Source organism: Psychrobacter sp. DWR1-2-3 (assembly GCF_049896465.1).
Lineage (GTDB): Bacteria > Pseudomonadota > Gammaproteobacteria > Pseudomonadales > Moraxellaceae > Psychrobacter > Psychrobacter maritimus.
Window position 1 is genome coordinate 522,113 of record NZ_JAFCUJ010000003.1, and the last position, 13,163, is coordinate 535,275.

At 42.3% G+C, this 13,163-nt stretch carries 8 protein-coding genes; 3 read left to right on the forward strand and 5 right to left on the reverse strand.

What is annotated here, in order from left to right:
* Nucleotides 1-4 precede the first annotated feature (4 nt).
* Entirely contained in the window at nt 5-1,357 is a 1,353-nt protein-coding gene (locus ACP7AA_RS08580) for a Na(+)-translocating NADH-quinone reductase subunit A (protein ID WP_426223265.1), read from the reverse strand.
* A gap of 1,050 nt (nt 1,358-2,407) precedes the next feature.
* On the opposite strand from ACP7AA_RS08580, the gene hisA reads away from it, so the two are divergent.
* The 3 genes from hisA (at nt 2,408) to ACP7AA_RS08595 (ending at nt 5,416) form a co-directional block, all read left to right on the forward strand.
* Nucleotides 2,408-3,148, forward strand: a complete 741-nt coding sequence (gene hisA / locus ACP7AA_RS08585; protein ID WP_426223266.1) for a 1-(5-phosphoribosyl)-5-[(5-phosphoribosylamino)methylideneamino]imidazole-4-carboxamide isomerase — start codon at nt 2,408-2,410, stop codon at nt 3,146-3,148.
* Nucleotides 3,149-3,218: 70 nt separating this feature from the next.
* Nucleotides 3,219-5,006: a mechanosensitive ion channel domain-containing protein gene (locus ACP7AA_RS08590; protein ID WP_426223267.1), complete on the forward strand. Its 1,788-nt coding sequence runs from the start codon at nt 3,219-3,221 to the stop codon at nt 5,004-5,006.
* Between the two features lie 119 nt (nt 5,007-5,125).
* A complete protein-coding gene (locus ACP7AA_RS08595; RefSeq protein WP_426223268.1) occupies nt 5,126-5,416 on the forward strand; it encodes a hypothetical protein in 291 nt (96 codons plus the stop codon).
* A gap of 141 nt (nt 5,417-5,557) precedes the next feature.
* On the opposite strand, the gene rnr is transcribed toward ACP7AA_RS08595, so the two are convergent.
* From rnr to thrS, 4 genes are all read right to left on the reverse strand, one after another.
* Nucleotides 5,558-7,852 (reverse strand): ribonuclease R, encoded by a 2,295-nt coding sequence (gene rnr, locus ACP7AA_RS08600; protein WP_201563923.1) that lies wholly within the window; start codon nt 7,850-7,852, stop codon nt 5,558-5,560.
* 156 nt (nt 7,853-8,008) lie between these two features.
* Nucleotides 8,009-9,253 carry a toxic anion resistance protein gene (locus ACP7AA_RS08605; RefSeq protein WP_426223269.1) on the reverse strand — a complete coding sequence of 415 codons (1,245 nt, stop codon included), beginning with the start codon at nt 9,251-9,253 and terminating at the stop codon, nt 8,009-8,011.
* A gap of 426 nt (nt 9,254-9,679) precedes the next feature.
* Complete coding sequence (gene infC, locus ACP7AA_RS08610) at nt 9,680-10,183, reverse strand: translation initiation factor IF-3 (RefSeq protein WP_045447656.1); 504 nt, start codon at nt 10,181-10,183, stop codon at nt 9,680-9,682.
* Between the two features lie 23 nt (nt 10,184-10,206).
* The gene (thrS, locus tag ACP7AA_RS08615) at nt 10,207-12,141 is read right to left on the reverse strand and encodes a threonine--tRNA ligase (protein ID WP_201563927.1); all 1,935 of its coding nucleotides are present in this window, start codon (nt 12,139-12,141) and stop codon (nt 10,207-10,209) included.
* Nucleotides 12,142-13,163 lie beyond the last annotated feature (1,022 nt).

A 13,163-nucleotide genomic window follows, 5' to 3' on the forward strand; every position in this document is an offset into this window, starting at 1 on the left:
GTGGTTAGCCCTCCAGCTCAATGCGCGTTAAGTTATCACGCAAAATATCGCCGAATTCATATTTGCCAGGAGATACGAAGGTGCATAATGCCAAATCTTCTTCGTCCAATTCAAGTACGCCTAAATCGACGGCGCTAATGATGTCTTCGACAATCAAGGCACGTAATAGCTGCGTTGGCAGGTAGTCTTGTGGCATGACTTCTTCATAGACACCGATTGGCACCATTGCGCGCGGCGAACCATTGCTTGAGGTGGTAAAGTCGTATTTCTTACTACCAAAGAACTTAGAAATATAGATAGGCAGTTTTGAGAAACGGTTGCTACCGATACTTAAGAAATGGAACGCAGGGCGCTCACGACCTTCGGTTAGCACACTGACTTGATTATGGAAGCGACCAAGATAGGCAGTATTACCAAACACTTTGCGACCCGATAGCACAGAACCTGAAATCACACGGTTCTCACTTGCTTCAAGCTCACCTTTAGTCAATGCTGTGATATCAGCACCGCGTTCGGTGACGATTAAATGCGGGTTTTTAACCGCAGGACCGGCAAGGCTAAGCATACGGCGCGTGTATAAGCGACCGGTAGTAAATAGCTTACCAATGGCAATCACGTCTTGATAGCCAATCGTCCAAACCGTCACACCGCGCATGATAGGATGCAAAAAGTGAATGTGCGTGCCCGCAAGACCGGCTGGATGTTTACCGGCAAAGCTATGATACTCAGTGACATTATTAGCCGCCGTTTTGGCAACTGGCGTCAACTGGGCATCACCGTGATGGCAGACAAAGGTCTTGGGGCTGAGCGTTGATAATACGGCAAGTCCGTCATTAAACGCCTGCAGTTGCTCATTAATCAGCAACATCGGGTCAAACGCTAATGGATTGGTATCCATGGCGGTGACAAAGATGGCGTGCGGACGGGCACCGATTTCAGGAGAACGGCTATAGGGGCGCGTACGGAACGCGGTCCATTCACCAGAGGCAAGCAGTTGGGTTTCAACGACTTCAGAATCTAGGTCAGCAAGTTGCTGGGAGTCGTAGCGCTGAAATTCTACTTCTTCACCGTTTGGGTCGACCGCAATCACAAGACTTTCGAACACACGACGCTCACCGCGATTCACGGCGATGACCTTACCAGCAGCAGGGGCAGTGTAGATAACGCCGACACGTTTTTTATCTTCAAAAACGGGCTGACCTTTAGCTACGATGTCGCCTTCTTTGATATTCATCGTGGGCTTCATGCCCACATAATCATAGCCAACAAGTGCCACATGGGCGGGTCTGTGCTCAGATATCTCGCGGGAGGGTTCACCAGTGATGGGTAAATCCAAACCTTTTTTGATGGTAATCATAAGCGAAAACTTAGTCCATAGTCTAAAACGATACCAGACGTCCTGTTTGGTATATCGGCAGCATGAATAACAGCGTCATCAATAAAGTCCTTAATCAAGCCCCAAAAAGGGCGTGAAAAAGCGCTCTAGACATAACACATCATCATAACTACAAGTAAGAGTATTAACGCTGACCTTAGACTCCTTAACAACACGTTAATGTCTTATTCGAATGACCAAAGTGACGACTGGCTACCAAGGTGTACACTAAAACCTTTAAATCTCATGCCATCCTCAACTAGGATGACGTTAGATAAAAGACAGTTTTACCATACGATTTATTAAAATCTTAAAATTTGTCGTATTCAAAATCCTAATAGCTATAAATCCTAATAACGATAAATCAGAACATCTGTAAATCATAGAATCTTTAAATCACAAAATCTTTAAATCACAATATCTGTGTGTTCTAAGCAGCGCTATTCATTCGAGTGAATATAAATGAGGAATAAGTGACTTGTTTATGTTTTGTCCAAGCCATCTTTTAGAAAACTATCCAAGCGCTGTTTAACGAACTATGGTTACAGGGTAAACTCAATTGCTTGATAAGCGCAATTTGTAAGCGTAAGCATTAATCTGGTTGTTAACACTTAGCTCATATTTACCTTGTGCTGATTGAAATCGTCGATAGGTAGCAGACGATTAGGTTTTATCGCACAAATACAAATTTACCTAGGATTATACGCTAAACTGACCTAAAATTGCCAGTTGGTAATTGAATTTACCTAATGTTGCTAGTGAATCCACGTGCTAAAACTTATGGTTATGATTGTCGTTTTTTTGCCATTATCTAGCCAAATTTTAAGCAATTTTTATATTTTCTACCGTCATTTTAATATTTAACGAATTTCTCCTAATAGCCGCTTTTAATTTGCTATGCTAAATGACTTTATAAGCAGTCGCTTTTAAGTAGCCATTGATTAAGTGGCTATTGGTTAAGTGGCTATTGACGCTTGTTTCACTTTTTAATGGTTTTTTTATTGTCCATATCGTTTTTATAAGGAATGCTATATGTGTGCTGTCCCTGTCATTATCCCTGCTATTGATTTAAAAGATGGTAAATGTGTGCGCTTAAAACAAGGTCGTATGGAAGACGATACGGTATTTTCTGATGATCCGGTCGCCATGGCGGCGCGTTGGGTCAATGAAGGCGCACGGCGCTTGCATTTGGTCGATTTGAATGGCGCATTTGACGGGATTCCAGTACATAAGCAAGTGGTCAATGACATTGCTAAAGCCTTTCCTAAGCTGCCGATTCAATTGGGCGGCGGTGTGCGCAATATGAAAACCATCGAGCAGTATATTAGCGCGGGTTTGACTTACATTATTGTTGGTACCAAAGCCGTTGAAGAGCCTGATTTTGTGGCCGAAGCTTGCCGCGAATTTGCCGGACATATCATCGTCGGTATCGATGCCAAAGACGGCATGGTTGCGACACACGGTTGGGCAAACGTGACCGATACTAAAGCGACTGAGCTTGCCAAGCGCTTTGCCGATGTCGGCGTATCGTCAATCGTTTATACCGATATCAACCGCGATGGCATGATGCAAGGCGTCAACGTCGAGCAGACCGTCAACTTAGCGCGTGAAGGCGGCTTACCGGTGATTGCATCAGGCGGCGTCACCGATATGAAAGATATCGAATTGCTAAAACCTTATGGTGATTGCATCGAAGGTATCATCACCGGTCGTGCTATCTATGAAGGCACCTTAGACTTGGGTGAAGCACAGCTTTATCTGGATGGTAAGTAGTTTTAAATAGCTATATTTGCATAGCATGATTGCAAATGTAGCATAGAGTTAGAATAAAAAAGGGATGCTTATGGCAGCGTATTTTGACCAGCCTGAATTACCTAGGTCAAGCTGGCTAGGCAAGTCACGCATAACGACAAAGGCGTGCGCTCAGCTGTTGTTGCTCTTAAGCATCGTTTTAAGTATGCCCACTTATGCGGCTGAAAAAAGCAGTACAAGTGAGAATGTTGTACTTACTTATGCGGTTGCTGATAATAATGCAACTAATAATGAAACAAGCGCTCAGCCGACTACCGCACCAACTGTTAATGACCCAGCTATCAACAATCCAGCTACCAGTGATTTAAATAACGGGCCAAATAGTAATATAACTATCACACCTGAGATTCCGAATACTTCTGACACTGCACCGCCAACGCCCGTCCAGCTACCACCTGTTATCAGCGGTGAAAGCACCAATAACGCTCAAATCGAAACCACCCCAACACCATTAAAAGACAATGACATTCGTCAACGTATTAGTGGCATTTTTTCAGAAATTGACGGCTTACAAGCGGTGAATGTAAGCGTCAACCAAGGGGTTGTTACCTTAACGGGTGAGACGCCTAATGAGAAAAAAGCCCAGCAAGCCATTAATTTAACCAATCGCTTAACGGACGTGGTGACGGTCGAAGATAGAATCAATCGCACGCTTGATGTGCAAGATAATGTCTCGACCGTTTATCAAAGCCTCAAGGCACAAACCAAAAACCTAGTCAAAGCTTTGCCACTGTTGCTAGTAGGAATTGTTTTATTTGCCTTGGTCACGTGGTTTGGCAGCTGGTTATCCAATCGCAAGAATATGTGGCAACGCCTTACGCCCAATCCTTTTGTTGCAGAGTTGCTCGCCCAGACCGTTAAAGTCATCTTTATCGTTTTTGGTCTTATTTTAGCGTTAAGTTTGATAGGTGCGGAGACTATCTTGGGCACGCTACTTGGCGGCGCAGGCGTTATCGGTATTGCTGTTGGTTTTGCCGTCAAGGATACGATTGAGAACTACATTGCCTCGCTCATGCTCAGTATTCGACAACCGTTTCGCGCCCGCGATCATATTTTGATTAATAATCAAGAAGGCATTGTGGTACGCCTGACCTCACGTGCGACGATTTTGATGACTTTAGATGGTAACCAGTTACGGATTCCCAATGCCGAAGTCTTTAAAGCAACGATTTTAAATTACACCAAAAACCCTGAGCGCCGTTTTACTTTTGAATTAGGCGTAGATGCCAATGATGATCCGCTTGCTGCCATCAAAGTAGGTATCGATGCCATATGTCAGTTAGGTTTTGCTCTAGATAAACCAAAGGTCACAGCGGTCATTAAAGAAGTGGGTGACTCAAATATTATTTTGCAGTTTCAAGTATGGGTCAATCAATTGGAAGCTGATTTTTCCAAAGCCCGCAGTATCGCCATTCGCGAGACTAAGCATGCGTTGGAAGATGAAGGCTTTAGCTTGCCGGAACCCATTTATCAGCTGCGCTTTAACCATAAGCTAGAAAAAGCGTTTGAGCAGCTCCAAAGCAGTCAAACCAGCGATAAGGCGCAAACGCAAGTAATAGTACCGCCAAATATTGCTAAAGCTTCTGAGACTTCTAGCGCTTTTAAAACATCTAATGAAGCGCAAGCTACTGAAACCACAATGGAAGATAAGGATAAAAAACAAGCTAAAGCGCGGGCAAAGCATATCTTGCAAGGTCGAAATGCCGACGAAGTACTTGATGCGCGTCCTGATGAAAAATTGATGGAAAAGGTCGAGCAAGAAATTGCCGAAAATTCAGATGAGACGGATTTATTAAGTAATAATAGCCCGCAAGAATAGCCCACAAGAGTGGCGTTGAAGATTACCTATTAAAAGGTGAATACTAACTATAAAAGTCGGCATAAAAAATGCAGTAAAACGTCTATCTACATTTTATCAAAATAGACGAGACATTTTTTATGCAAATCAAACATCTGATTATTTTTGCTTTGGCAGGTATTGTTATTTTATTAGGGTTTAATATGATTAACGGCAGCCAACGTGAAAAAAATAGAGAAGTAATAGCCGCTAGTAATGAAGTAGAACAGGCTAATGCTGATACTAGCAACGTCAATAGCAATACAGCAGATATCGCAAGCCAGCCCTTAGAACAGCAGCCAAAAGCCATTATCGATAAGGCAACCACTCAGATATCGCAAGCAGAGCAGACGAGCCAACAACGTGCCGAGCAAATGACAGATACACAGTAGTCGTTTTAGTGCCTAGAGTTCTTAGTGATTGGTTTTTTTAGGGTTTAAATAGCCGTTTAATTAAGTGCCAATTAATCGATACACATAAAAAAAGACTAACGATAACGTTAGTCTTTTTTTAATCTTAAGTTTTAGAAAGCCTTAGCTTTTCTTGCTAGCGCCTTTACCACGGCTGCTGCTTTTCTTAGCAGACGTTTTGTTAGCCGGAGTTTTGCTAGCAGTGCTCTTCTTTGGCTGATCTCGTTTGGTTTGATTCATTTGGCTTGCTTGTAGCTTGGCTTTGAGGTCAAAGTCGATTTGTAGCAGGTCCATATTGACACCTGCTACTTTTACTTTGACTGAATCACCGAGACCAAATACTGTGCCTCTGTCTTTACCGATAAGCTGTTGTTGCTGCTCATCATAGACAAAGAAATCGTCACCAACGTTTGAGATATGCACTAGACCATCGATATATAAGTCGGTCAAGGTCACAAATAGACCGAAGCTCGTCACGGTAGTCACAACGCCATCGAACTCTTCGCCGACATGATCTTTCATATAATGACATTTGAGCCAAGATTCTACATAGCGCGATGCTTTTTCGGCGCGGCGCTCAGTATCTGAGGTTTGTGTGCCCGCACCGTCAAGCGAGAAGTCCATCACTGGCTGCTGACTATTCGTCACTTTTGCTTTAATCGCGCGATGCAGCATTAAGTCAGGATAGCGGCGAATCGGCGAGGTAAAGTGGCTATATTCGTCATAAGCGAGACCAAAGTGCCCGATATTGTCAGGCGCATAGTTCGCTTGCATCATCGAGCGTAGCAGCATGCTATGGATGCTAATCGCGTCAGGACGGTCTTTAGTCGCTTCGATAATCCGCTGGTAATCTGCTTGCGTTGGGCTTTCTTCTGGGAAGCTTAGACCAAAGTTTTTTGCATATTCATGGATACGCATCGACTTTTCGCCATCAGGCTTATCATGGTTACGATATAAAACAGGCAGCTCATTTTTCAGTGCAAAGTTTGCCGCACAAGTATTGGCAAGCAGCATGCACTCTTCGATAAGCTTTTGCGCATCACCGCGTGTACGCGGTAAGATGGCTTCGATACCACCTTTTTCATTAAACTTAATATAAGTTTCAACCGTCTCAAATTCCATCGCATGGCGCTCTTCACGCTTTTTCAGCAGCAGCTCATATAATTGATGTAAGGTATCGACCGATTTTTTGACGTCTTTATTACCAGTTAATGATTCAGGCACGCTGTTATCGTTTGGATCAGCAAGATAAGCGTTCACTTGATTGTAAGTCAGACGCGCTTGTGAATGCATAACTCCAGGATAGAACTCATAGCCTGTAACCTTGCCTGCACGCGATATCTTAATATCGGCAACCATACAGAGACGGTCGAGATCAGGGTTCAATGAACACAGACCATTAGACAATACTTCTGGCAACATCGGAATCACGCGATGCGGGAAGTAGACTGACGTGCCGCGCTCATAAGCATCTTTATCGAGTGGCGAGTTTGGTGTGACATAATAACTGACATCAGCAATCGCCACTAACACACGATAGTTACCGCCCGAGCGTTTTTCTGCGAATACTGCATCATCAAAGTCGCGCGCATCTTCACCATCAATAGTAATTAGCGGTAAATCACGTAAGTCTCTACGACCTTTTAAGTCTTTTTCGGTTGGTTCTTGATAAGCATTGGCTTGTTCAAGTGCCGCTTCACTAAAGTCTGATGGGATATCATAGTTGAGTAAAGTAGTCTCAATAATCAACTCACGGTCATTATCATCTGATAGCACTTCAGTAATTTTACCGGTGGCAAATTCATGCTGGTTTGGCCAATCGATAATATCGACTTTAACCGGCGCACCTTGTTTTGCATTAAACGCTTGCACGTTTTCTTCAGTAACGGTAATCGGCTGATGATTGTTTGGGCTACCAAGCTCAACACAATAACCATCTTCATCATGCGCCAATGTCCCAATAAAGTTGCTTTGGCGGCGTTCAACGACATCGACAATACGCCCTTCGGTACGCCCACGGTTATCTGTTGACGTGCCAACGGCTTCTACCGTATCGCCGTTAAAGACCCAGCGCATCTGCTTTTCATGCAAGAATAGGTCAGGCATATCACTTAGTAATACAAAGCCAAAACCTTTTGGATGCGCAGTCACCGTACCTGTAACGATATCGTGCTTAGTCACCGTACGATAGCGATAAGGACGCCCATCACGGTTTACTTGGCCATCGCGCGCCATTGCTTTTAGGCGATTGCCCAAAGCATCAAATTGGTCAGGGTCATCAATATTAAAGGCTTTTGCCAATTGTTGATGGGTGACTTCGCCATGTTCGTTAATCGTACTGAGTATCAGTTCGCGACTAGGAATAGGGTTGTCATATTTTTGTGCCTCAGTTGAGGCGTTTGGATCGTTCCAACTCATAAATTACCGTATCTATTTTTAAAATTATTAATAAGAGCTATCTTAACACGAACAACGTCGCAATATCTTAGGTCAATTGTCTTATCTGTATCAGATAGCAAGTAGCTGTCAGCTTTTAATAGCTAGCAGCATTCGCCATTCGAAATAAACCAAATATCAAATATCGATATCAACGGTATTTGATTGATTGGTTATTTTTTTACTGTCTAACTCTCTGGATACCTCAAGTACCGTCGTTTGATTCGACTTATCGAGATACTTCTGGGCTTTATCCACTTCAGTCGTCAAGGTATTGACCGTCTGCTTCATATTTTCTAAGGCTTCAATTTTATAATTGCTAATCATATCCATCGTATCATAGACATTGTTAAAGGCATTTTGCAGTTTATCAAGCTCAATCGTGCTGCTAGTTGCTTGCTCGTGAATTTCCAAGGACTGACGCTTAAGCATCGCCGAGGTTGATTCAATCAAGCTGCTAGTCGTTTTATTCAACGCCGTGATTTGGTCGAGTACCAGTTTTTGATTGGTCATCGCTTGAGCGACAACAACCGCCGTACGTAATGCAGAAATAGTTGTCGTTGTCGCGCGGTCTACGCCTTTAATCAACTCTAAGTTGTTTTTACGGATGGTATCAAGGGCTAAGTAGCCTTGGATATTTACCGCCAATTGGGTTAAGAAGTCGGTATTTTTTTGACGCACATAAAACAGCATCTCTTCTTTAATGATACGCGCTTTTTCAGGGTCAGTCGCTTCAACGGCATAAACTTTTTGTTCAAGCTGCTCATCGATTTTTTTACCAACATAGATATATTGGCGAATCGATTGCATCAACTCCCACATATTGACCTTTTCTTGCTCAATCATGGCATTGTCTTTGAGTAGCTCGTCTTTGCCATTATAAAGGCTGGTCACCACCGCGTTGATATGCGATTGCGCTGACTCGTACTGACGGAAATAATCTTGAACTTTATTGCCAAATGGGATGAGACCAAACAGCTTACGTGAGCTGGTCAGCTCTTTTTTGCTCGGATCTAAATCTTCGACAATCCCGCGCAGCTCAGTCAATGATTTGGCAATAGGGGAGTTATCAAACAAGCTGTTATTGAGACTTTTCGCCGGTAAATCGAGCATACGATTAGACACTTGCGCCGATTCGCGAATCTCTTTATTACCCAAATTATGGATAGATTGTACGTTTTGCTGAAACTCAGAGCTGTGTACTGAGTTATTAATCACATGATCAACAAAGGCGTCGACCTTGGCATCAAGTTCTGGAATTTGGCTTTCATCCAACTTCACCATTTGATCGGCTTCGCTTTTTTGTATTTCTTTCACCGGTTCAGGCGCGGTCAAAGTGATACTTGGCGTCGAGGTATTTTCGGGTGGGGTTAATTCTTGCATGGAATTTCCTATAATAGCTGAAAAGGGCGTTGTTGGTTACCAACGACATTAGGTTTTGATGAGACTCTTAGTTAGTCGTGGTATCGATTGTTTTTATGCCCTTAATGGTTTTATTCGAATTATATTTAAGAGTGATAGCGCTGACCTTTAGATTAACTGGTAATGAAAAGGTTGAGAAGATGGATTTTGTAAACTGCGGTTTATAAAAGGTTTATAAATAATCGTCACTGATTATAGTCAACTTATTATATGCAAGAATAAGCATTTAGGGGTCTAAATATTAAAAAACCACCAATATCCCGTAGCATATTGATGGTTAAGATTATAACTATCTCTATCAACGATCTGTCTATATCAGTTAATTATTTATATTAACTAACAGGCACATCGATTTACAGCCACCACTAGCAGCAATCTATAAACAGATTACTTTTTCTTAGTAGGCCCAAGCAGCATACCCATTTGACGACCTTCCATCTTTGGATATTGCTCGACGTTTGCAATCTCAGCGGTGTCTTCGATGATGCGATCTAGCTGTTTACGACCAATCTCTTGGTGCGCCATTTCACGACCACGGAAACGGATACTGATTTTAACTTTGTCTTGGTCTTCTAAGAAGCTGACGATTTTTTTCAGTTTTACCTGATAATCGGCTTCTTCAGTACTAGGACGCAACTTCATCTCTTTCAGCTGAGTTTGCTTTTGGTTCTTTTTAGCTTCTTTCGCCTTTTGCTTTTGATCATAGAGGAAATGCTTATAATCCATGATTTTGCATACGGGCGGTTTGGCTTCAGGAACCAATTCGACCAAATCTAGACTGTCCTCACGTGCCGCTTTCATCGCGGTTTCGATATCTACCACGCCCATCTGTTCGCCGTCTTCTTTAACGAGACGGACTTCTTTAGCTGTGATATCTTCGTTGATGTTCAAACGGTTTGACTGTTTAATAGGTATTACTCCTCATCTGTTTTTGGGGTCTGTCGGCCTTTTTTACCAACAGCAGTCTGTACTAATGTAATAAATTCTGCAACGCTCATCACGCCAAGGTTTTCACCTTCGCGAGTACGGACATTGACACTGCCCGATTCGACTTCTTTATCCCCTAATACTAGCATATAGGGAACGCGTTCTAATGTTTTCTCTCGTATCTTAAATCCAATCTTTTCGTTACGCAAGTCGCTAGTGGCTCGTAAACCTGCATTTTTCAGCTGACTGACCACATTTTCACAAGCATCCGCCTGTTTATCAGTGATATTCATCACCGCTACTTGCTGCGGTGCTAACCATACTGGCATCCAACCGGCGTAGTTTTCGATTAAGATACCGATGAAGCGCTCAAACGAACCTAGAATTGCACGGTGCAACATAATAGGGGTTTCGCGCTCATTTTGCTCATTAACGAATTCAGCATCAAGGCGCTCAGGCATATTTGGATCAACCTGAATCGTACCGCACTGCCAGACGCGACCTAAACTGTCTTTCAGACTAAATTCAATCTTCGGACCATAGAACGCGCCTTCACCAGGTAGATATTCCCAATCAAGACCCGAACTATCTAGTGCATCTGCCAAAGCTTTTTCGGCAAAGTCCCAAGACTCATCGCTACCAACACGTTTTTCAGGACGGGTCGAGAGCTTCATGATGATATTATCAAAACCAAAATCTTCATAAACGGCAAGGGTCAGCTTAATAAAGTCCGCCACTTCTTGCTGAATTTGCGCTTGCGTACAGAAGATATGCGCATCATCTTGGGTGAAACCACGCACGCGCATCAAACCATGTAGCGAACCTGATGGCTCATTACGATGGCATGAACCAAATTCTGCCATACGTAGTGGTAATTCACGGTAAGACTTTAAACCTTGGTTAAATACTTGCACGTGACACGGGCAGTTCATCGGTTTTACCGCATAATCACGGTTTTCACTCGAGGTGGTAAACATATTGGTCGCATAGTTGCCCCAATGGCCTGAGCGTTCCCACAAGCTGCGATCGACGATTTGCGGCGTTTTAATCTCTTCATAGCCATTATCATTTTGCACTTTACGCATATATTGCTCAAGTACCTGATAAATCGTCCAACCATTGGCATGCCAAAACACCATACCCGGCGCTTGCTCTTGCATATGGAACAGATTTAACGCTTTACCAATTTTACGGTGATCACGTTTTTCGGCTTCTTCAATACGTTGGATATAGGCTTTTAAATCTTTTTTATCCGCCCATGCTGTACCATAAATACGTTGTAGCTGTTCGTTCTTAGCATCGCCGCGCCAATAAGCACCTGACATTTTGGTCAGTTTAAATACTTTTAAGAAGCGCGTGTTTGGCACGTGTGGACCACGGCACATATCGACATATTCTTGATGATGATATAGACCAAAGGCTTCTTCGCCCGGCATATCATTAATAAGCTTAAGCTTATAGTCTTCGCCGCGCTCTTCAAATATCTTGATTACTTCATCGCGTGGCGTGATTTTTTTGATAACGTCATAATCTTGCTTAATCAGCTCCATCATGCGTTTTTCAATTTTTTCCATGTGCTCAGGGGTAAAGGGCGTTTCACTATAGATGTCATAATAAAAGCCATCTTCGATCACAGGGCCAATCACCATTTTTACATCAGGATATAGCTGTTTAACCGCATGACCTAATAAGTGGGCAGCCGAGTGGCGAATGATATCGACACCGTCAGCGTCTTTTGGCGTCACGATTTCAACTTTGGCATCATGGGCGATAGGGTCGTGCGCATCGACTAACTGACCATCTACGCGCCCAGCGACCGTCGCTTTCGCCAATCCTGCCCCAATACTTTGCGCCACTTCCATGACGGTGGTATTACCTTCGAAGTTTTTTACGCTACCATCGGGTAAAGTAATCGCTACCATAATCTATTCACCTTTTTGCGTCCGTTGGCAGTGATGATTGCAACCATCAATCATATAACCGTAAGACTGCGTCAATTATATCTAACCGCTATGATATGTTGTAAGAGCGCTGGATATGTTGTAAGAAATGAGCATTAACTACAAGCACTGTGCTTAGACTTATATAGCATCATATATAGTGTGATAATTATTAAGTCATCTAATAACTGATAATTAACTTACTATGATGTCAAATAAGCACCCTTCTAATAAAGGTAAGCAGACATGCTATGCAGTAATGTCATAAAAGCAGCTATTATAGCAAAAACTGTCTATCAACACTAGATAGTAGGGGTTAGCTCAGCTTCTATATCCAGTTGCTATATATAAGTGCATATAAGTGAGTTATATAGGTGCACTTAGGACTAATATCAATAGAGATGAATATAGACATCATTAATATCGATTAATAATCGCACTAAAACCTATATTTATAGGCATAATAAGTTGACATGCAGTTTTTAAATAGCAGATTGAATTGAGTAAGCAGTAAAAAGCAGACGCTAAAGACGGTTTATAGAATAGAATCTTAATGTTTTGATAAATGGTTTTACTCTAAGTTATTGAAAGATATGGCTTGTTTATTATCTTCTAAAATTAATTAAGAAATCTATCGAAAAGCGGTTGACACCCAGCTCAAACCGTCTATAATACGCACCTCATTAAGACGAACTGGAATGACTTATATGTATGTAGATTACATATAACAAACCCAGATAACTTATTGAAACAATTTATAAAAAAGCTTGACAAACCAAATCATTATGATATGATAGTCGGCTCGCTAGATAGGATAAGTTATTAACTTAGACTGAATAGCAAAGAGAAATACCCTATATAATCATCTACTGGACGACAGTAGCTTGACACTATTTAAAAGCATAACTAAAGAACAACTTGTGTGGATTTTTGCTGATTCAGAATGCTAAAAAATAAAGTTGACTATCTTTTCTTTTCGGAAAGATTATTAACTATAAAAATTA

Bases quoted from the DNA above. Each gene is read 5' to 3' on its own strand.
- ACP7AA_RS08605 (WP_426223269.1), bottom strand. From the start codon at position 9,253: ATGCAAGAATTAACCCCACCCGAAAATACCTCGACGCCAAGTATCACT.
- ACP7AA_RS08590 (WP_426223267.1), top strand. From the start codon at position 3,219: ATGGCAGCGTATTTTGACCAGCCTGAATTACCTAGGTCAAGCTGGCTA.
- ACP7AA_RS08580 (WP_426223265.1), bottom strand. From the start codon at position 1,357: ATGATTACCATCAAAAAAGGTTTGGATTTACCCATCACTGGTGAACCC.
- rnr (WP_201563923.1), bottom strand. From the start codon at position 7,852: ATGAGTTGGAACGATCCAAACGCCTCAACTGAGGCACAAAAATATGAC.
- hisA (WP_426223266.1), top strand. From the start codon at position 2,408: ATGTGTGCTGTCCCTGTCATTATCCCTGCTATTGATTTAAAAGATGGT.
- thrS (WP_201563927.1), bottom strand. From the start codon at position 12,141: ATGGTAGCGATTACTTTACCCGATGGTAGCGTAAAAAACTTCGAAGGT.
- ACP7AA_RS08595 (WP_426223268.1), top strand. From the start codon at position 5,126: ATGCAAATCAAACATCTGATTATTTTTGCTTTGGCAGGTATTGTTATT.